General features: G+C 63.9%; 18 protein-coding genes and 1 riboswitch. Of the genes, 9 read left to right on the forward strand and 9 right to left on the reverse strand.

What is annotated here, in order from left to right; translation table 11 throughout:
* Positions 1-63 precede the first annotated feature (63 nt).
* On the reverse strand, positions 64-567 hold the full coding sequence (locus NFJ07_RS18880; RefSeq protein WP_269996713.1) for a GNAT family N-acetyltransferase: 504 nt from the start codon (positions 565-567) through the stop codon (positions 64-66).
* A gap of 170 nt (positions 568-737) precedes the next feature.
* Here NFJ07_RS18880 and NFJ07_RS18885 point away from each other — a divergent pair, with 170 nt between their 5' ends.
* Entirely contained in the window at positions 738-2216 is a 1479-nt protein-coding gene (locus NFJ07_RS18885; RefSeq protein ID WP_269996715.1) for an amino acid permease, read from the forward strand.
* 99 nt (positions 2217-2315) lie between these two features.
* Here the strand turns inward: NFJ07_RS18885 and NFJ07_RS18890 are convergent, their stop codons facing one another.
* Positions 2316-3047, reverse strand: coding sequence for an NAD(P)-dependent oxidoreductase (locus tag NFJ07_RS18890; RefSeq protein ID WP_269996716.1), 732 nt, complete (start codon positions 3045-3047; stop codon positions 2316-2318).
* A gap of 60 nt (positions 3048-3107) precedes the next feature.
* Here NFJ07_RS18890 and NFJ07_RS18895 point away from each other — a divergent pair, with 60 nt between their 5' ends.
* Entirely contained in the window at positions 3108-3596 is a 489-nt protein-coding gene (locus NFJ07_RS18895; protein WP_269996718.1) for a MarR family winged helix-turn-helix transcriptional regulator, read from the forward strand.
* Positions 3597-3710: 114 nt separating this feature from the next.
* Here NFJ07_RS18895 and NFJ07_RS18900 read toward each other — a convergent pair whose 3' ends face one another.
* From NFJ07_RS18900 to NFJ07_RS18910, 3 genes are all read right to left on the reverse strand, one after another.
* Entirely contained in the window at positions 3711-4865 is a 1155-nt protein-coding gene (locus tag NFJ07_RS18900) for a mannitol-1-phosphate 5-dehydrogenase (RefSeq protein ID WP_269996720.1), read from the reverse strand.
* Positions 4865-6859: a PTS mannitol transporter subunit IICBA gene (locus NFJ07_RS18905; protein ID WP_269996722.1), complete on the reverse strand. Its 1995-nt coding sequence runs from the start codon at positions 6857-6859 to the stop codon at positions 4865-4867. The genes NFJ07_RS18900 and NFJ07_RS18905 overlap by 1 nt, the downstream gene beginning before the upstream one ends.
* 68 nt (positions 6860-6927) lie before the next feature.
* Complete coding sequence (locus NFJ07_RS18910; RefSeq protein ID WP_269996724.1) at positions 6928-7650, reverse strand: TetR/AcrR family transcriptional regulator; 723 nt, start codon at positions 7648-7650, stop codon at positions 6928-6930.
* A gap of 117 nt (positions 7651-7767) precedes the next feature.
* Between NFJ07_RS18910 and ptsP the strand changes: the two genes are divergently transcribed.
* The 3 genes from ptsP to NFJ07_RS18925 all read left to right on the forward strand — a co-directional run bounded on the left by ptsP (position 7768) and on the right by NFJ07_RS18925 (position 10916).
* Positions 7768-9456 carry a phosphoenolpyruvate--protein phosphotransferase gene (ptsP, locus tag NFJ07_RS18915; protein ID WP_269996726.1) on the forward strand — a complete coding sequence of 563 codons (1689 nt, stop codon included), beginning with the start codon at positions 7768-7770 and terminating at the stop codon, positions 9454-9456.
* A 39-nt stretch (positions 9457-9495) separates the two neighbouring features.
* A complete protein-coding gene (locus NFJ07_RS18920; RefSeq protein WP_269996728.1) occupies positions 9496-9774 on the forward strand; it encodes an HPr family phosphocarrier protein in 279 nt (92 codons plus the stop codon).
* 167 nt (positions 9775-9941) lie between these two features.
* Positions 9942-10916: a class I SAM-dependent methyltransferase gene (locus NFJ07_RS18925; protein ID WP_269996730.1), complete on the forward strand. Its 975-nt coding sequence runs from the start codon at positions 9942-9944 to the stop codon at positions 10914-10916.
* A gap of 139 nt (positions 10917-11055) precedes the next feature.
* Here the strand turns inward: NFJ07_RS18925 and NFJ07_RS18930 are convergent, their stop codons facing one another.
* Both NFJ07_RS18930 and NFJ07_RS18935 read right to left on the reverse strand, forming a co-directional pair.
* Entirely contained in the window at positions 11056-12312 is a 1257-nt protein-coding gene (locus tag NFJ07_RS18930) for an acyl-CoA dehydrogenase family protein (RefSeq protein WP_269996754.1), read from the reverse strand.
* 209 nt (positions 12313-12521) lie between these two features.
* Positions 12522-13307 carry a TetR/AcrR family transcriptional regulator gene (locus NFJ07_RS18935; protein WP_269996732.1) on the reverse strand — a complete coding sequence of 262 codons (786 nt, stop codon included), beginning with the start codon at positions 13305-13307 and terminating at the stop codon, positions 12522-12524.
* Between the two features lie 60 nt (positions 13308-13367).
* Here NFJ07_RS18935 and NFJ07_RS18940 point away from each other — a divergent pair, with 60 nt between their 5' ends.
* Positions 13368-13766 (forward strand): helix-turn-helix domain-containing protein, encoded by a 399-nt coding sequence (locus NFJ07_RS18940; RefSeq protein ID WP_269996734.1) that lies wholly within the window; start codon positions 13368-13370, stop codon positions 13764-13766.
* A gap of 7 nt (positions 13767-13773) precedes the next feature.
* Here NFJ07_RS18940 and NFJ07_RS18945 read toward each other — a convergent pair whose 3' ends face one another.
* A complete protein-coding gene (locus NFJ07_RS18945) occupies positions 13774-14394 on the reverse strand; it encodes a TetR/AcrR family transcriptional regulator (RefSeq protein ID WP_269996736.1) in 621 nt (206 codons plus the stop codon).
* A 40-nt stretch (positions 14395-14434) separates the two neighbouring features.
* On the opposite strand from NFJ07_RS18945, the gene NFJ07_RS18950 reads away from it, so the two are divergent.
* Both NFJ07_RS18950 and NFJ07_RS18955 read left to right on the forward strand, forming a co-directional pair.
* Complete coding sequence (locus NFJ07_RS18950; protein ID WP_269996738.1) at positions 14435-15538, forward strand: flavin-containing monooxygenase; 1104 nt, start codon at positions 14435-14437, stop codon at positions 15536-15538.
* 153 nt (positions 15539-15691) lie between these two features.
* A riboswitch (cyclic di-AMP (ydaO/yuaA leader) is annotated at positions 15692-15842 on the forward strand.
* Positions 15843-15844: 2 nt separating this feature from the next.
* Entirely contained in the window at positions 15845-16909 is a 1065-nt protein-coding gene (locus tag NFJ07_RS18955; RefSeq protein WP_269996740.1) for a hypothetical protein, read from the forward strand.
* 161 nt (positions 16910-17070) lie between these two features.
* Here the strand turns inward: NFJ07_RS18955 and NFJ07_RS18960 are convergent, their stop codons facing one another.
* On the reverse strand, positions 17071-18285 hold the full coding sequence (locus tag NFJ07_RS18960) for a PucR family transcriptional regulator (RefSeq protein WP_269996742.1): 1215 nt from the start codon (positions 18283-18285) through the stop codon (positions 17071-17073).
* Positions 18286-18505: 220 nt separating this feature from the next.
* On the opposite strand from NFJ07_RS18960, the gene ald reads away from it, so the two are divergent.
* Positions 18506-19624, forward strand: coding sequence for an alanine dehydrogenase (gene ald / locus NFJ07_RS18965; protein ID WP_269996745.1), 1119 nt, complete (start codon positions 18506-18508; stop codon positions 19622-19624).
* Positions 19625-19908: the final 284 nt, after the last annotated feature.

The raw sequence follows: 19908 nt of genomic DNA on the forward strand, positions 1-19908 counted from the left end.
AACAGTTAGGCTACCTAAATATCAAGTGATGCGGGCCCCATTTTCCAGCCTGGGAGCCTGTCGCTACAGCGCCAGCTTCATTCCCTCGTGACTGGCCACGAAGCCAAGCCGCTCGTAGAAGCGGTGGGCGTCCTTGCGGGACTTGTCGCTGGTGAGCTGGACCAGGGTGCAGCCCCGGTTCCGCGCCTCTTCGATGGCCCATTGCATCATTGCCGCGCCGACTCCATGATCGCGGAGTTCAGCGGCGACGCGCACGGCCTCGATCTGGCAGCGCAGCGAGCCCTTCCGAGCCAAGCCCGGGATGAAACTCAGCTGGAAAGTTGCCACGCAGGCACCGTTCAAGTGGCCTACCACCAACAGTTGGGCTGGATCCTCGTTGATCTGCTGAAAAGCCTGCAGATAGGGGCCGACGTCGTCGGCATTTTCACGGGAACTGCCCAACTGATCCGCGGCGAGCAATCTCAGAATGGCGGGCAAGTCCTCCCAGTGGGCCCGGCGAAGCGTGAAGACCCCTTCGTCCAGAACCATGCTCAACAGCGGCTTCACTCCAGGATTTGCGTGACTCATAACACCAGCCTGACACACGCGGAGACTACTTGGCCGCATCGGTTCTGCGAGACTTCATGAATTCTGAGTGAAACGTTCAATCACAATTTCTTGGATGGTTCGAGTTACTTTGGACTAGCAGATTTGTTAGCCACGTCACCATTGCGGCGAATCACTCGAAGGATGCAGATATGTCTGACCAGACAACTACGGGGCACCGCACTGCCTCCAGCAAAGACAGCGAGCCGCATCTGGCGCGCTCACTGAGCAACCGCCACATCCAGTTGCTTGCCATCGGCGGCGCCATCGGCACAGGCCTGTTCATGGGCTCCGGAAAGACCATCTCCGTCGCCGGACCATCCGTGATCTTTGTGTACATGATCATCGGCTTCATGTTGTTCTTCGTCATGCGCGCCATGGGCCAGCTCCTGCTGTCCAACCTGAACTACAAGTCCTTCAGCGACTTCGCCGGCGACCTCCTTGGTCCCTGGGCAGGCTTCTTCACCGGTTGGACCTATTGGTTCTGCTGGGTCGTAACGGGCGTGGCCGATGTCATCGCCATCGCGGGCTACGCCAATGAGCTCTGGCCGGGGGTGCCGCTCTGGATTCCGGGCCTCGCGACCATCGCCATCCTGCTGTTGCTCAACCTCCCCACAGTGAAGGCCTTCGGCGAGACCGAGTTCTGGTTCGCCCTCATCAAGATCGTTGCCATCGCCGCTTTGATCATCGTGGGTATCGTGATGATCTCCACCGGCTTCAAGTCCGACGCCGGAGCCGCCAGCTTCACCAATCTCTGGAGCCATGGCGGATTCTTCCCCAAGGAATTCATGGGGTTCGTTGCCGGCTTCCAGATCGCGGTCTTCGCCTTCGTGGGCATCGAACTGGTGGGCACGGCTGCGGCCGAGACCAAGAACCCGGAGCACAACCTGCCCCGCGCCATCAACGCCATCCCGGTCCGCGTCATGCTGTTCTACGTCGGAGCCCTCATCATCCTGATGTCCGTCATCCCGTGGACCGAGTTCAAAGCCGGCCACAGCCCGTTCATCGCCATGTTCTCCCTGGCCGGCCTTGGCATCGCGGCCACCGTGGTGAACCTCGTGGTCCTGACCTCCGCCATGTCCTCGGCCAACTCCGGTATCTACTCGACCTCGCGCATGGTGTTTGGCCTGGCGAACGACGGCGATGCCCCCAAGTTGTTCGGCCGCCTTTCCAGCCGCAAGGTTCCGCAGAACGCCCTGTTCCTGTCCTGCGTGCTGCTCCTTGGCGGCGTCGCACTGCTCTATGCGGGCAAGGACATCGGAGCAGCCTTCGACATGGTCACCACCGTGTCCGCCGTCTGCTTCATGTTCGTCTGGTCCATCATCCTGGCCAGCTACCTCGTCTTCCGGAAGCGCCGGCCCCACCTGCACGAAGCATCGACGTTCAAGATGCCCGGCGGGATCGTGATGGTGTGGGTGGTCTTCGCCTTCTTCGGCTTCCTGGTCTGGGCGCTGACGACGCAGCCGGACACCCTCACGGCCCTGCTCGTAACGCCCATCTGGTTCGCCGTCCTCGCCGTGGCCTACGCCCTGGTCCGTAAGTCGCCGCTGCACCAGGCCCGCGTGGCCGAGTGGAAAGCCATGGCCGAAACCGAAACGGCCGCCGTCGTCGTCGGGACTTCAGCCCGCTAAGACGCTCGCTCACATATAGCGGCAATTCCTAAGACGCTCGCTCACATATAGGGGCAAAAACCGAAACCCTTCTTCACATCATGTGAAGAAGGGTTTCGTTCATGACCGCCTACCCTCGGGGACGCTGTCCGGCGCGGCCTTCTTGCTGCTGGCCTCACGGATAAGTAGCTGAATGAGGCTCGGCTTCTGCGAAAAAGTTGCAACTGCGACGTTCTTGCGCACGAACTCGTCCGAAGTGAGTTGCCTCAGCATGGAGTCCGCAAGGTCGGCCCGCGACGTGAAAGTACCATCTATGTAGTCAACGGCCATCTTGTATTCGGTGACGGAATCGGTCTCGAAAAGGCCGGAAGGCCGCATGATTGTCCAATCCAGGCCGCTGGCGGCGACGGCCGACTCCATTCGCCGCATGTCCTCGTACAGGGTCTTCCCCAGCAGCTTGGTAACGAGGGGCTGCAGCACTTTCTCGAAGAGGAACCCGCCATGCGGGCCAGCCGTAGTGTCCGTGGCGCTGGAGCTCACGCAAACCAGCCGGCGGACGCGGTGGCTGCCCATTGCCCGGATGATGTTGCCGGTGCCCACTGAATAGACCGTGATCGGCTGGCGGCTGTATGGAACACCGAGGGTTGAGAGAACAGCATCCTTTGCTTCGACGACGGCGCTCACGTCCTCGAAGTTGTAAACATCGGCGCCGACCACGCTTAGGCCGGGTGCGGATAGCGGGAATTCGTGCGGCCTGCGCGTAACAGCGGTGACGACGTGTCCGGCGTCGAGCGCTTGCGCGGTGAGAATCCTTCCGGTGGGGCCGTTTGCCCCGAATACTGCGATCTTCATGTGATGCGGCCTCCGGTACTCTTGTCCTAGGAAAACCATACAATACAGAAACGATATCATATGAGTTTCATATCAAATCAAGAAGCCGCAACTCCGCGCCTTCGGCGGCGTGCTGTTGCTCAGCTCAAAGCCGAGCTTCGCGGCGTGCGCGTCCAACTGTCCGTGCTCAATCACCAGATCGGCACCCAAGCCGAGCTGAAGGACGTTGACCTTGATTGCCTTGATCTGATCTCGAGCCGCGGGCCGCTCAGCCCGAGCATGTTGGCCAAACACACGGGCCTGCACCCGGCCACCATGACAGGCATCCTCGACCGGCTTGAACGCGGAGGCTGGATTGCGCGGGACCGCGATCCCTCGGACCGGCGCGCCGTGGTAATCCGGGTTCTTCCCGACAGAAACGCCGAGATGTTCCGCCTCTACTCGGGAATGAACAGCCTCATGGACACCATCTGTGCAGACTACGACGACGCTGGAATCGCCGTCATTACCGACTTCCTTCGGCGCGTCCAGGCCGCCGGACGAACGGCCTCGGAAGAACTCAGCAACTAGTTGACGCTCGCTTACCTTTACAGCCCAAAACGCTCACCCTCCTGCATATCAAGTGAAGGAGGGTGAGCGAGCGTTCGGGAAGAAGCCCGCATATCTGAGCGAGCGTTGCCGAGTCTACGACTCGGACTTGCGGTCTTCGATCAGCTTCCGCACCTGAGGGAACAACGGGTGCGACGGCGGCAGGTCCGTGATGCGCTCAACCGCCTCGGCGGCGTCCATCTCGGCGAGCATCCGGGCGAGCTCCACGGCTTCGTCATCTGCTCCGTCGTCGAAACGCAGGGCAGCGGACATCGCGTCGAGCAAGGCAACAGGAGTAACTCCGCGCTCGGCAAGTTCCGCAGCCGGGCCGATGAACCGTTCGTGCCGGCCCAACTTACGGAGCGGAGCACGGCCCACCCGGCTCACGGTGTCCGGCAGGTACGGATTGGTGAAGCGGGACAGGATCTTCTGCACGTACGCCTCCTGCTCAGCCTCGACGAAGCCGTGTTTGGCCACGAGAAGCTGCTTGGTTTCCTCCAACACGGCCCGCACTCGAGCGGCCACGGAGGCGTCGGCCATCGCATCGGAGATCTTCTCCAAGCCGGCGCCATAGCCGAAGTACGCTGCCGAGGCGTGGCCCGTGTTGACCGTGAACAGTTTCCGTTCGATATAGGGACCGAGCTCGTCCACGAAGGTCGCGCCCGGGATCACCGGCGCCGCACCCGCAAACGGAGTGCGGTCGATGACCCACTCGTAAAAGGTCTCCACAGTGACGTCCAGGCCTTGGCCCGGCGCCTGGTTGGGGACGATCCGGTCCACCGCGGTATTCGCAAACACAGCAACGGAGGAAAGGTCACCCGCCGCGCCGTCCCAAGCGGCTTCCACTTCGGAATGCAGGAGGTCCGTGGCATTGATCGCGTTCTCGCAGGCCATGACCTGGAGCGGAGCCAACGACTTACTATGGGACCGCGCGGCCGCCCCCTTGGCAATCACGGGTGCCACGAACTTGAGGATGTGCGGCCCCACCGCCGTGGTGACGAGGTCCGCCGTCGCGATTTCCGCGACGACGGCAACCTCTTCGGTGCCCGAATTCAGGGCCCGGAAACCGGACACGGTCTTGACCGCCGCGTTTTCGCCAACCTCGTGGACCTCGTAGGAGGACGCTGAGGCGAGCTGGCTGATCAAGGCATCCGCGACATCGGCGAATACCACCTCATATCCAGCCTCGTGCAGCAGCAAGCCGACGAATCCTCGTCCGATGTTCCCTGCCCCGAAATGGACTGCCTTCACTATGCGTTGACCTTTCCGAACAGATCCAGCACTTCCTGCACCGACGTGGCCTGCTCAAGCTGGGCCACTTGCGCCTTGTCCGTGAAGATCTTGGCGATGGAGGACAGGATGTGGAGGTGCTCGTTGTTGATGCCGGCGACGCCGACGACGAACTTGACCTGCTTGCCGCCCCAGTCGATGCCCTCGGGGTAGCGGATAATCGACACACCGGAGTGCAGGATGTGGTTCTTGGCAGCGTTGGTGCCGTGCGGGATGGCCAGGAAGCTGCCCATGTAGGTAGACACGGATTCCTCGCGCTCATGCATGGCGTGAATGTAGCCCATGTCTACGGAGCCGCGGTCCAGTAGGAGCTTGCCTGCCTCGTCTATGGCCCCGTCACGGTCTGTCGCGGTTCCGTTGAGGATCACGCTTTCGGGGAGCAGGACATCCTTGCCCCCGACGGTGGTGGCCGCCTGGGCGGCCTCGGCACCAGCAGCCGGTTCGGCAACCGTCGTCGAGCCCTCAGCGCCGGATCCGGCGTTGCTGCTCTTGACCAGTTCCACAATCTCCTCGTACCGGGGACTGTTCATGAAGTTGTCCACGGAGACGTGCACGGCACTGGAGGTGACCGGCCGGGCGCGTTCTGTCAGGTCCTGGTGTGTGACCACGACGTCGTAGGTGTCGCTGAGGTTGGCAATGGCCGCATTGGTGACCTTGACGTCCGGGAAACCGGCTGCCTTGATCTTGTTGCGCAGCACCGAGGCACCCATCGCGCTGGAACCCATGCCGGCGTCGCACGCGAACACGATGTTCTGGATAGGACGGGTCAAGACGGCGGTACCGCCACCGGCGCCCAAGAGGGCGGAGGAAACGGAACTCTTCTTGCCCTTGAGCTCTTCCATCTTGGACGTTGCCTGGCCCAAGTCAGTCTCGTCGCTGTGATGCGTGGTGCGGAGAATCAACGAGGAGACGAGGAACGATACCGTTGCCGCCAAGATGACCGACAAAATGACGCCCACGTAGCTGTCTCGGGAGGTCTGGGCAATGACTGCGAAAATGGATCCCGGGGCTGCCGGAGCCACGAGGCCGGAGTTGGTGACTGAAAGCGTCGCAATGCCTGTCATGCCTCCGGCGATAGCTCCGAGGATCAGCAGCGGGCGCATCAGGACGTACGGGAAGTAGATCTCATGGATTCCGCCAAGGAACTGGATGATCAAAGCGCCGGGCGCCGAGGCCTTCGCCACTCCGCGTCCAAAGAAAATATAGGCGAGGAGAATTCCGGCTCCCGGGCCAGGGTTGGCCTCAAGCAGGAACAGGATGGACTTGCCCTGGTCGAGCGACTGCTGGATCCCCAAAGGCGTCAGCACCCCGTGGTTAATGGCGTTGTTGAGGAACAGTACCTTGGCGGGTTCGATGAAGATGCTCGTCAGCGGCAGAAGTCCGTTGTGCACCAGGAACTGGACGAAATTACCCGCCGCCGTGCTGAAGGCCTGAACCACAGGCGAGATTCCGAAAAAGCCAAACATGGCCAAAAGAGCGCCCCAAATACCTGCGGAGAAGTTGTTCACCAGCATCTCGAAGCCCGGACGGATCTTGCCATCCCAGATGGAGTCGATCTTCTTCATCGTCCACCCGCCGAGAGGGCCCATGATCATCGCACCGATAAACATCGGAATACCGGCGCCGACGATCACGCCCATAGTGCCGATGGCCCCAACAACGCCGCCGCGCACTCCGTGTACAGCTTTGCCGCCCGTATACGCGATGAGCAACGGCAGCAGATAGGTAATCATGGGGCCGACAAGTCCCACGTTCGGTGTACCAGCGGCGCTGTTGCCGAATCCACCGAGTTCGGGGACAGGCAGCCAGCCAGTCTTGATGAACAGGGCGGTAATGATGCCCCATGCAATAAAGGCCCCGATGTTGGGCATGATCATGCCGGAGAGGAAAGTTCCGAACTTTTGGACACCAACGCGCAGGCTGGTGCGCGGTTTCGCAACGGACGCTGTTGCCATCTGTGAATTCCTAACGGGAGTCCCGCATCAGTGCGGGATCAGTCGATATGTATCGAAGGAGGACAGCTCTAGGAGCTGCTGGAGATTCGGTGAAGCCATTCAAGGAAAAGCTTCAGTTCCGAACTGGATAGCTGGTCTGAATGCGAGGCTTGGAGTGCCGCATTCAGCGCGATTGCCGCAACAACAACGGACGACTTGCCGGAGTCGTCTGCTGCGGCGCCACGGGCTGTTTCCGTGGACACGGCGAAAATCATGGAATCCCGGGTCATGGTGGAGAGCTCGAGGCTCCGGTCTTCCAAAGGCTCTGCAATGAGCATGAGCGTGACGCCAACGTTGGCCGCCAGGATGCTCCTGGCCGCCTCACGCGGAGGTACATTGATCTGCCCGGCAATGGCCGCCTTGCTCAGCATCTCCTCCAGGAGCGACTCGGCATCAGCCACGATGGCCGGCCTGCTTTCCGGACGGATGTTGCCGAACATCACCAGGTAAAGGTGCGGTTGGGTAAGCCCGAACTCGACGTGGTTGTCCCACATCCGTCGGACGTCCTCCAGGGGTTCCCCAGAGGGTGCGAAGTCCCGCTCTCCCGCCACGTACTCCTCGAAGCCGGCTGCAACGACGGCGTCGAACAGCCCCTCCTTGTCGCCGAAGTGGTGGTAAAGCGTGGGCGCCGTGACGCCGGCAAGTTTGGTGATTTGGCGCGTAGAGACCGGCGACCCGTCCGAATTCGCCAGCAACTCGGCAGCTGCACGGAGCAGCCGAGTTTTGGGCGGAAGCTGGTCATCGAAACTCATAGCCGCTACCCTAGCACCTATAGCAACGCTATATGAAGTGAGTCACAGGAGATTTTTTCGGACCCCGAGGCGCCGCAGCCGGTGGGTCCGATCCGAGAGCAGGAACAGAGGATTTCAGTGCAGAATTTCCAAGGAGTAGGCGTCAGCCCTGGCCGCGTCATTGGCACTATCCGTCAGATGCCCAAACCGGTCAGCGAGCCGCCGTCGGGCGAGCAGCTAGCCGCTTCCACCACTGCGGAAGACGCCGTCGTCGGACTGAAAGCGGCGGCCCAATCGGTCCACGACGAACTCAAAGCACGCGCGGACAAAGCCAGCGGAGACGGTAAGGCCGTGCTGGAAGCCACCGCGCTGATGGCCAAGGACACCATGCTCCTGAAGTCGGCCACCAAGCTCATCAACAACAACGGGAGCTCCGCCGAACGGGCCATCTGGGAAGCCGGCGCCTCCGTGTCCGAAATGCTCCACAACCTGGGCGGATACATGGCCGAGCGCGCCACCGACGTCCTGGACGTACGCGCCCGGATCGTCGCTGAACTCCGCGGAGTCCCCGCCCCGGGGATCCCGGCGTCGGACACTCCGTTCATCCTGGTGGCCGAAGACCTCGCTCCCGCCGACACCGCAACGCTGGACCCCGCGATCGTGACAGCACTGGTCACCTCGGGCGGCGGACCGCAGTCCCATACGGCGATCATCGCGCGCTCGCTCGGCTTGCCCGCCGTCGTCGCGGCCCGCGGAGTGGACGAAATTCCTGACGGCGCCGAAGTCTTTGTGGATGGCGCTGCAGGCTCACTCTCCCTCGAGCCCTCCGAAGAGCAGCGCGCGGCCGCCCTCGCATGGGTCGAAAATAGCGCCACTCTGGCGGTTTTTGATGGAAAGGGCACGACGGCGGACGGTCACTTGGTGCCTCTCCTCGCCAACGTCGGCGGCGCCAAAGACGCTGCCGCGGCCGCTGCGCTGGGCGCCCAGGGCGTGGGCCTTTTCCGCACCGAATTTTGTTTCCTGGAACGCGACACCGAACCGACTGTGCTGGAACAGGCCGCCGCGTACAGGGGCGTATTCGACGCCTTCCCGGGCAAGAAAGTGGTGCTCCGGACCCTCGACGCCGGCGCCGACAAGCCCCTCCCCTTCCTCACGGACGCCACCGAACCCAACCCGGCACTCGGTGTGCGCGGCTACCGCACCGACTTCACCACGCCCGGCGTTTTGGAACGCCAGCTCGAGGCCATCGCCATAGCGGCCGACGAATCAGAAGCTGAAGTGTGGGTCATGGCGCCCATGATCTCGACGCCAGCCGAGGCAGCCCGTTTCGCCTCGCTGTGTGGCGCCGCGGGAATCAAGACACCGGGCGTGATGGTGGAAGTTCCCTCGGCGGCATTGACCTCTGCGTCCGTCCTGCGCCACGTGGCCTTCGCGTCGCTCGGCACCAACGACCTCACGCAGTACGCCATGGCCGCCGACCGGCAACTCGGCCCCCTCGCCGAACTCAACACCCCATGGCAGCCTGCCGTTCTGCGCCTCGTCCAGCTGACGGTGGCGGGCTCGGCGGAAGAGGGCAACGGCAAACCCGTTGGCGTCTGCGGTGAAGCGGCCGCGGACCCGGCCCTCGCCGTCGTGCTCGTTGGGCTGGGCGTGTCCACACTGTCCATGACCGCCCGCTCGCTGGCTGCCGTCGGAACCGTGCTCAAGACGGTGACGTTGGAACAGGCGCAAGAGCTGGCTCGGCTGGCCCTCAGCGCACCCGACGCGCTCGATGCAAAGGCCTGGGTCCGCGCCAAACTGCCGATCCTCGAGGAACTCGGGCTCTAAGCCCAGCTGTACCGCCCTACCTGAATACAAGGAGAAACCATGCCCGAACGCACCGCCACCATCGCCAGCCGCTCCGGACTGCACGCCCGTCCAGCGGCGATCTTCGCTGAAGCCGCTTCCGAGCAGCCTGTGGAGGTCACCATCGCGATGCCCGGAGCCCCTGCCGACGACGCGCTCGACGCCGCCAGCATCCTTTCGCTCATGACGCTTGGTGCGGCAAAGGGCGACGTCGTGGTGCTTCGCGCGGAGGGCGACGGCGCCGACGCTGCCCTGGATTCCCTGGTGACGCTGCTGGAAACGGACCTCGACGCGGAGTAGGCGCCCCCGGGTTCCACCCACCCGACGCTCGCTCACATATGACGCCCTCCCGCCCGACGCTCGCTCACATATGACGCCCTCCCGCCCGACGCTCGCTCACATATGGTGGCTTCCCGCCAGACGCTCGCTCACATATGGTGGCTTCCCGCCAGCGAAAGGGGCTGGAAATGCGCAAGCCAAATGCCGCCGTCGCCTTTTATGCGCTCAGCATTGTGCTGTTTCCGTTCGCGCTACTCGGCTATGCGATCTGGGTGGGGAAGCTTCTGGCCGCGAGGCCTTCAGGGGTGTCGACCAGCGCGCAGGCTCCGCTCTCCGCCAGGTGGGCGATGCACAATTTCGGCGTGCGCGAAGACCAAGCCGCGAACCGGCTGTTGCCCCTGCTGCCCGGCGTTCCTTGGCTGGGCATGCGGCTGGCATTCTGGCCGACGGTCTTCGCGCACCGCGTCACCGGCTTCGTCCCGAAGACCTTCCGGTACCCCTTCGAAGGTGATATACCTCCACAAGCGGAGGCGTCGGCCAGGGTCACGTTCTTCGACAAGGCGGTGGAGCGCGCCCTTCCCGGGATCGACCAGTTGGTCATCCTTGGCGCCGGCTTCGACACCCGCCCGTACCGCCTCCCGCGGGACACGCGCGTCAACTCCTTCGAGGTAGATGCCCCGAAAACGCAGGCGGTCAAGCGCGACATACTGGACAAGGCAGGAATCGACGTGCGCAAGGTCGCGTTCGTGCCCGCGGACTTCGAGAAGGATGATTGGCTCGCCGAACTCGTGGACGCCGGTTTCGACCTCGGGCGCCCGGCGCTTTTCCTCTGGGAAGGCGTCACGATGTACCTCGACCGGGAAGCGATCGAGGACACGCTGCGCAAGGTCGCGAGTTGCGCCAAGGGCAGCATGCTCGCGTTCGACTACTTCACAACCGAGACCCTTGAGTCGAGTACGCCGTACTGGCGATTCGGGAGGGCGGCGGCCAAAGCAGCGGGCGAACCGTTGAAGTTCGGCGTGGACAGGACACCGCCGTCGCGGGAGCGCCTCACCGAACTTCTCCGATCCGGCGGGTTGGCGCTCCTCGAACAGCGTGGGCTTGGCCGCGAAACCAAGAAGAAGCGGGCGTGGGGCGGCTTCGCGATCGCCGTGGTGGAGTGACCTGCATGGCCCCAGCGTCCGCACTGATCTGAGCGAGCGTTATGTCGATTGGGCTCATATCTGAGCGAGCGTCCGGAATTTTGGCCACATAGGTGAGCGAGCGTTTCTGGGGGTGCGGCCGGGGGCTGGGGGACCCCGCTTAGGCGAAGGCGGAGATACCTGTAATCGAGCGTCCGATAATCAACGCTTGCACGGTCTCTGTGCCTTCATAGGTATGGATGCCCTCTATGTCGGCGAAGTGCCGGGCCACGCGGTTGGCCAACAAGATCCCGTTGCCACCGAGCAGGTCGCGCGCGTTGGAGGCGATACTGCGGGCAGTGCGGGTGCACGTGAACTTCGCGAGGGCCGCCTGCGCGGGAGTCAGCACGCCCTCTTCGTCCAGCTTGGCCATCTGCATGACCATGAGCTGCATGGTGGCGAGCTCGGAATGCATGCGGGCAAGACGCTCCTGCACAATCTGCGAAGCGGCCAGCGGGCGGCCGAACTGCCGGCGTTGGGCAGCGTACTGCACCGCGGTTTCGTAGCAGGCGGTGGCATGCCCGACGGCGGACCAGGCCACTCCGAGCCGGGTCGCCAAGAGCACCCGGGCCGTGTCCTTGAAACTCCGGGCACCCGGGAGCACGTTTTCCACCGGGACGAAGACATTCTCAAGGCGGATGTGTGCCTGCCAGATGGCCCGGAGTGACAGCTTGCCTTCAATGGTCGTAGCTGAGTATCCGGGGGAATCCTGCGGGACAAGGTATCCGTGAACTTGCCCGTCGTCGCCACGAGCCCAGACCACGGTCAGGCCGCCGATCGAGCCGTTGCCGATCCATTTCTTTTCACCGTTGAGCACGTAACCGCCTTCGACGGCCGTCGCAGTCGTCTCGAGTCCCACCGAGTCGGAGCCGTGCGCCGGCTCGGTCAAGGCGAAGGCGCCGTATTCCTCGGCTCGGGAAAGCGCGGGAAGCCAGCGGGTCTGCTGCTCGAGAGAACCGCATTCGGCCACGGACCGCAGAGCCAAGCCGCCCTGGACCGCAACCACCGTGCCGATGGAACCGTCGCCGCGGCTCAGTTCCATGGTGACCAATCCGGCGGCGGTTTTGCTCATGGCCGGGAACCCGTCGACGTTGATTCCGTCGCGCAGCAGGTCAAGTTCACCCAGGCGCTTCACCAGGTGCAGCGGATACTCCGCGCGTTCCCAGTACCCCGCGATGACCGGGAGCACCTCGTCCTGGACAAAGGTCCGCGCACGGTCCCAATAGGCACGGTCTTCGCCGCTGATGTCCTTGAAAACGGAGGCAGGGTCCGGGTCCAGGGATTCATTCAGAACGTACTCGGGCTCCATGGTGCCCGCCGGGAAACCAGCGCCCGCCGGGAAAACGGCATCCAGTTCTTCGGAGGTGCTATCGGACATCGTCGTCATGGGGGGATCCTCGCTCTGGGGTTCGATCTGCGACTCCCAGCATGCGCTGACACTGAGTTCCATGTCAAGGAACTCGGTGTCAGAGAGAGATTCTGCTGGATCATTCCGCCCCCGCTCACGGGCAGGCCGCGAAAACACGGGGTTGTTTTGAGTGGACACCCGAATGATCCAGCAGAATCCGACGCCGGGGCCGACAAGAGCTAGGCCAAGGCGTCGCGGACTGCCTGAAGGATCTGTTCCGTACCCGCTGTCGGATCCAGGACAGCAACCACGACGGCGGGACGGGCGCTTTCCGCGGATGGCCCACCGGCGGCCTCACCACTCGCCTCGCCGGCGGAAACCCTGACGAAGGTGTCGGCCAAAGTACCCAATTCACGTCCGAGCCGGGCGGCCAGCTCTTGGGCTTCGGCTTCCCGCGCCTCGCGCTCGGCACGCTCGCCGCGCTCGGCACGTTCGCCGCGCTCGATGCGTTCGCTAGCAGCAATAGCCCGCAGCCATTGGCGCAGCACGCTATTGTGCACCGCAACTACCGATGCAGCAAAGGCCACAGCCGTGACCTCCCGGCTTTCGCCCTCCGGCAGCGCAGAAAGGAGATGATTCCGAAAAGCCCGCTGATAGCGATGTGTCATGACCAGTTCACGATCACGAAGGGCTGGCACTTGATGCAGGAGTTCGTAGCGGGCCAGAGAGGTTTTCCGATTGCCCACATGGTGCCCAAAGACCAAGAGCGCAGCGTCCACGACGGCACGTAACGGATCCGCTGTCGTTCCCGAAAGCGACTCCTGGACTCGCGCCAGAATACGGTCGTGATCGGCGAAAACGATGTCCTCTTTGGAACCGAATTTGCGGAAAAACGTGCTCCGGCTGATTCCTGCGGCATCGGCAAGGTCGTCCACGGAGGTCGCGTCGTAGCCTTGCCGCACCAGTAGCTCGATTGCCGCAGCCACGGCGGGGCCTGGATCCGGATTGGCAGGGTAGTTGACCATAGGCGTGAATCTAACACGAGGGCGTCACCGCACTGCCTTGAGCGCGGCTAGGCTTCTGCCATGGCATTGATAGCTCCCCGCGTGACGCCTGGCTTGCCCGCGGACGACGCCCGGAACCTGGCGCGCTCACTCCAGGACAGCAACGACATCACCGTCTTTGTGGACGGCACGGTCCACCGACTGCCAGCTGAGGCGAGGGACGCCGTCGTCGATCTGCTTGGCAGGCTGGGCCGAGGCGAAGCGGTGACCGTGAGCAGTGTCGAGGAAATGCTCACGACGTCGCGGGCGGCCGAACTCGCGGGAATCTCGCACACCTACCTGCGGAACATGACCGACCGTGGCGAAATCCCGGTCGAATACCGCGGAACGCACCGCCGCATCAGGCTCGCGGACATCATGGCGTGGCTGGAAACCCAGAAGAAAACGGCCGTGGGCAACGAGGAAACCACCGGCGAGTAGCGGCAAGCTAGGCGAGGGCCGCCTTGAGCGCCGCGTGGACCCAATCCCGGTAGCGCTCCAGGCCCCAAGCGAAATCCAGCACAAGTGACCGATAGGTGTCCGGGTGGCCCACGGACCAGATCACTGCGGCGGCTTGCTCGTCACTCATGCCGGAGGTCAGTGCCCCGCGCCGCCTGAGCGCCGCAGCAGCCTCCGCATAGTTCCGTAACCGGAGTTCGGCCCGGTCCCGCTCCACTTTTGCCGCTTCAGCGTCGACTGCGGAGGCCTGCCTCATGACGTTGAACAATTGGCTGCTTCGGGGATGCACTTCGGCGAACCAGTCGGCCAACAGCGCCAGGACCGCGCCGGCGTCGGCGGCTGCGGCAGTCCGCTCGCGCATCGTCTCCGGGACGGTGCGGGGAGCATCCGGACCCGCGGCCGTCGCGTCAACCACGGCCGAGAGCAGCGCAGCCTTGTTGCCCACGGAGTTGTAGATGGTCTGTATTGCCACGCCTGCTTGCTCGGCAACAGCCCCGATGGTGGTGGCCACGTACCCCCTGCTCAGAAACAACTGCCGGGCGGCCTCCACCACGGCAGCCCTGGTTGCGACAGCTTGAGCTAACCGCCTGTCATTGTGCCGGATTTCCACGGAAAAAGAATAGCATTCCAGTGACTGGAATGCTATTCTAATGACCTCGAGCACCTCAGGAGGCTTCGCGATGGACAGCAATGAGGCAGTGAACACGGTAATCGTGGGCGCCGGGCAAGCAGGGCTCGCCACCGGATTCCACCTGAAGAAGCACCGGCAAGACTTCCTCATCCTGGACTCGCAGGACCGCGTTGGCGACGTGTGGCGGAACCGATGGGATTCTTTGCGGCTCTACACCCCGGCGCAGCACGATTCCCTTCCCGGCATGCCATTTCCCGGCGCCCGAGGGAGCTTTCCCGGCAAAGACGCGATGGCCGAATACCTTGAGGAATACGCCAGGAACTGGGAACTCCCGGTACGCCATGGGGCCCGGGTCACCGGCATCGAGCGGGAGGACGGACGGTACCGGGTGCAGTCGGGCTCCGGGTCGGTCCTGGCCAAGAATGTTGTTGTTGCCACGGGCCCGAACGCACAGCCAAGGATCCCGGCTTTCGCAGAGGAGCTAGATCCCGGCATCCACCAACTGCACGGAGCCGAATACACCAACCCGGACTCGGTTCCGCCTGGGGATGTCCTGGTGGTTGGCTCGGGCACCTCCGGCGTCGAAATCGCCCTGGAGCTCGCACCGACCCACCGCACTTACATTGCCGGAACCCCTCCGTTCCACATTCCGGGCCCCGTGACGCGATACGCCGGCGGGCTGTGGTGGCTCTTCATCCACAAGGTGCTGAACAGGTCCACCCCTATCGGCCGCAAAGTCGCGGTCGGGTTCACCAAGCACGGCGCGCCGTTGATCCGGACCTCAATGCGGGAGCTCGACGCCGCGGGAGTCACCCGCCTGCCACGCGTGACGGGCACGCGCGAGGGACAACCCCTGACTGAAGGAGGCCACGCGATCCCGGTGTCCACGGTGATCTGGGCTACCGGTTACCAACCGGACTTTGGCTGGATCCGAGGACTTCCCGCGGACGAGGACGGCTGGCCGCTTACCTGCCGGGGCGCAGTGGAACAACAGCCGGGACTGTTCTTCGTGGGCATGCCCTTCCAATACGGACTGACCTCGGGCCTCGTGGGCGGGGTCGGCCGCGACGCCGAACACGTCGCCGGACTCATCGCCGGGCGGGCTGGAGCGCCGCAGGACTAGGCTTGCGAAATTAGATCCGCACGCGAAACTCCCGGCAAACCGGTCACCCCGCCCGTTATTCAAATGTGACTTTGCATGCCGGCTGTTGTACCGTCGAGGGGCGACCCAATCCCCAACTGGGCCGCTTCCGGGTTGACGCTGAGCTCTGCCGCAACCCGGATTCCGCCAGACCCGCGGCAGAGACGGGGGACCCAGAGTCTCCGGGCCTACTTTTCCACAGGCCCTCGGGGTGAAGCCGCCACGCGCGGCCGGACGGCCTCGTCCGAACCCGACAGCTAACCTCGAAGGCGTTGAGAGGCAATCACCATGTCCCCAACCATGGATCAGCCTCGTCGTGCCCAAGTGGCGCGCGAGCGCATCAAACCAACCGGACGTCGTCGGGCCAAAGACAGCGGACCGTTCATCGCTGCACCGGCTTCTGAACCTTTGAGTTCGACGGCGGCACCCACCCCCGCGGCAACCCCGACGACGGCGGCGCCCACCACGCGCGCGGCCGCCCGGGCGGCCGAACGGAAGCAGGCCTCCCAAGCCAGCGAAACCGCGGCCATTCCGACGGTGACTGCTGCAACAGTGGTTGCTGAGACGGCCGAACCAGCCACCGCGGCCATTCCGACGGTGACTCCCGCCAAACCCGAGAAGGCAGCCACAACGGCACTTCCGGCGGCACCCCGTGCCAGCGTCGGTCCGGCGTCCTTTGCCGGTTCGTCGTTCAGCCGTGAACCACACGCCGTCCTCAAGAAGGCCGCCACCATCCGGACGATGAGTAACCGAATGGCAGTGGTGACAGGTGCCTTGGGCATCTTGTTGGCGGCGGCTTCCGTCAGCCAGGCTCTTGAGTTGCCCTTCTTTGGCCAGGAAACACAGACCCAGGACGCTACCAGCGCGGATAGTCAAAGCTCGACACAATCCGGCGCTCCTTCCACGACGGCAAGCACTTCCCCGAGCCCTGCGGCATCACCTTCGGCAGCTACCCCAAGCGCCAAGGCCGGGCAGACCGCCGCGGACCCGGCGCAACATTCGCCGCAAGGACCCGCCCCGGTCGGGTCGTCGAGTGCCTCGGCACCATCGATCTCCGTTCAGCTTCCGGCCGCAATCCCGTCAGCGCTGCCCCCAACTCTCGGCCCGGTGCCTGTTCCTTCCATTCCGGTTCCGGCCCAGCCCGCGCCGGCTCCCAGCCCGGTTCCGACCGGGCCAGCGACGTCCACGCCGCCTCCGACGCCGGATCCGACGGACCCAGCGTCTCCGACGCCTGCACCCACAGGTTCTTGGCGGCCACGGACCCCGGCCAGTCCTACTCCCTCACCGCAGCCCACCCAATCAGGCGTGGATCTTGGGTCGATTTTGGACGCAGCAACCAAGGCCCTGCAGTGAGGATGGGACAGCATCGAACATTTGCCGTCGAGTGGCACGGGCGGTGCTGCCGGAACACCCGGACGCAGATGATTCAGCACCGCCCGGACCGCTGGGGCTGCAGCCTTCAGCTGAGGCAGTTCAAGCGGTAATCCGGGGCAGCCTCGAATACCAGCAAGACTTCAAATCCGCGGGCGGCCAGCCCAGCGACGCGCTTTGAGCGTTGCATGGAGTTCGAGCCGGGTCGCGCCATTCAGTGGATCTGCACCGATGAGCTGGCGGACCCTGGCCAGCCGGTTGTAGATGCTGCTGCGGTGCAAGTGGAGCTTCGCGGCCACGTCCTGCACGGAGCCGTCGCTGTCGTAGAGCAGTTCGAGCACGGGCAGCAGCTCGCCGTTGCGGTCCGCGTCCTCGATCTCTTGGAAATGCGCCGAGCCCGAATCGTCCCAGCCACCGGGAGCCTGTAGCCGTTCGAACAACTGGTAGATTCCGGCCGCACTGCTGTCCACGAGCTCGCCGAGCGGAGGATCGACGGCGGCAGCCTGGGCCGCGAGCTTCGATTGCCGGTACGCCCGAGCCAGTTGGCGGATGACTGAAAACGGTTCGCTGATGCCCAGGATGACGCGGTCCACCTTCCGGCCGGCCCGCTTGGCGAGCTCCAATTGGTAGTGGACCAGGACCTGGGCATGCTCTGCCCGTCCGCCGGTTTCGCGGAACAACAGGACCGAGTGCGTCTCGGTGCCGGCGCTGAAAAGCACGGAGTCGACGCCGATAGTAGCCTGCAGAGCGGCGGAACGGTGCGTCAGGGTCGCCGCGATCGGGTCTGAGACGCTGCCACTGTCCTCGGCGTCGAGCACGGTAACCAGCTGCCACGGTCCCCGGCCTTGGATCTCCTTCCATCCCGCCACGGCCGCCACCGCATTGGACTCTCCCTGGCACGCAGCCAGGAATTCCTGCTCACGGCGGCGCCGGAACTCCGACTCGGCCGTATTGGAATCGAGCAGCAACCCCGCGAGGAGGTCCAGCTCGTCCCGGACGCCCGGCAACTCGGCGAGTATCGCCGTCGCGGTCTGCTCGTCAAGGTCCTGCTGGACCCAGAGGTACCCCACGCGGAATCCGCGCACCAGCAGCGGAACGCAGACGCGTCCCACCATCCCGAGTTCCTCATTGGCGGGCACGACGACGGGACGCACCGCGGTAGCGATGCCGTGCGAGAGCTGCCACGCACTGACGTCCACCGGGACCCGCTTGCTCAGGAGGAAATTCACGCGCACACGGTCGGCGTGGGACTGGTTGGAACTGTAGGCGAGCAGCACGCCGTCGAGGTCTTCCAGGGAGAGGCCGCGGCCCAACTTGAGTGCGACGTCCTCGACGATCTTCTCCACGTCCTGCTGCATGGAGGAAACACTACTTTGCCCAACGAACATCAGGCGACACCTGCCGCTCTCAACTTCGACAAATGTCGAGTTGCGAGCGGCAAAAACCCCGAAATTCCGGCGAACTCCGCGACGGCGGCGATCACCTTTCCTGTCGCCTGGCTCACAGCGGATCTATTCTGGAATCACAGTCCCCCGCAGAGAAAAAGGCCGTTGAAGCCTTTCGAACATGGAGCCCAAAATGATCATCGGTGTCCCCAAAGAGATCAAGAACAACGAATTCCGCGTTGCCATCACGGCCGCGGGCGTTCACGAGTTCCGCACCCACGGCCACAGCGTGCTGGTGGAACGGGGCGCAGGCCTGGGCTCCGGTATCACGGACGAGGAATACGCGGTTGCCGGCGCCGAGATCGTGGCCGAAGCCGACGACGTCTGGGCACGCGCCGACATGGTCATGAAGGTCAAGGAACCCATCAAGGCCGAGTACCACCGCTTCCGCAAGGGCCTGATCCTCTTCACCTACCTGCACCTGGCCGCCGAGCCCGAGCTGACCCAGGAACTCATCAACTCCGGCGTCACGGCAATCGCCTACGAAACCGTCCAGGACGGCCGCACCCTGCCCCTGTTGGCACCGATGTCCGAGGTCGCCGGCCGCCTGTCGGTCGTCGTCGGCGCTTCCTCCCTCATGGCTCCGGCCGGTGGCAAGGGCGTGCTGCTGGGCGGCGTCCCGGGTGTCCGTCCGGCCAAGGTTGTTGTCCTCGGCGCCGGTGTTGCCGGTACCAACGCCGCCACCATGGCCCTTGGGCTCGGCGCCGATGTCACCATCATGGACATCAACATCAACCGCCTCCGCGAGCTGGACGCCCTCTACCAGGGCCGCCTGAAGACGGTCGCTTCCAACGCGTACGAGATCGAGAAGTCAGTGGTCGACGCCGACCTCGTCATCGGTTCCGTGCTGATCCCGGGCGCCAAGGCTCCCAAGCTGGTAACCAACGAGCTTGTCTCCCGCATGAAGCCCGGCTCCGTGCTGGTGGACATCGCCGTGGACCAGGGCGGCTGCTTCGAGGACACCCACCCCACCACGCACCAGGAACCCACGTACAAGGTCCACAACACGATCTTCTACTGCGTCGCCAACATGCCCGGCGCCGTTCCGAACACCTCCACCTACGCACTGACCAACGTCACCCTGCGCTACGCGGTGTCACTGGCCAACCTGGGCGTCAAGGCCGCGTTCGACCGCGACCCCGCCCTGGCAGCCGGCCTCAACATCGCAGCAGGCAAGGTCACGCACCGCTCGGTTTCCGAGGCGCACAACCTGCCCCTCGTGGCCGACTGGCACAACCTGGTTTCGGCTTAGTTTCTTTATTGATCGACTGCTGAGCAACTGTCGTTTTGAACGCTCAGAACGACAGTTACGGAGCAATGGCTCACCCTTAACGATCGCGACGGCGGGGTGCGGCTTCCATGGGAAGCGGCACCCCGCCGTCGTGGTCCCCGCCGACGCTCGCTCACTTATGTCGGTGTTTTTCGGAACGCTCGCTCACTTATGTCGGTGTTTTCCGGAACGCTCCCTCATCGTCAAGCTGGTTGTGAGTCATTCATTACCTGTTGATTGAAGGAGCCGGCGATGGCCGTTGATAA

This window comes from Arthrobacter sp. B2a2-09 (assembly GCF_027587375.1).
GTDB lineage: Bacteria > Actinomycetota > Actinomycetes > Actinomycetales > Micrococcaceae > Arthrobacter.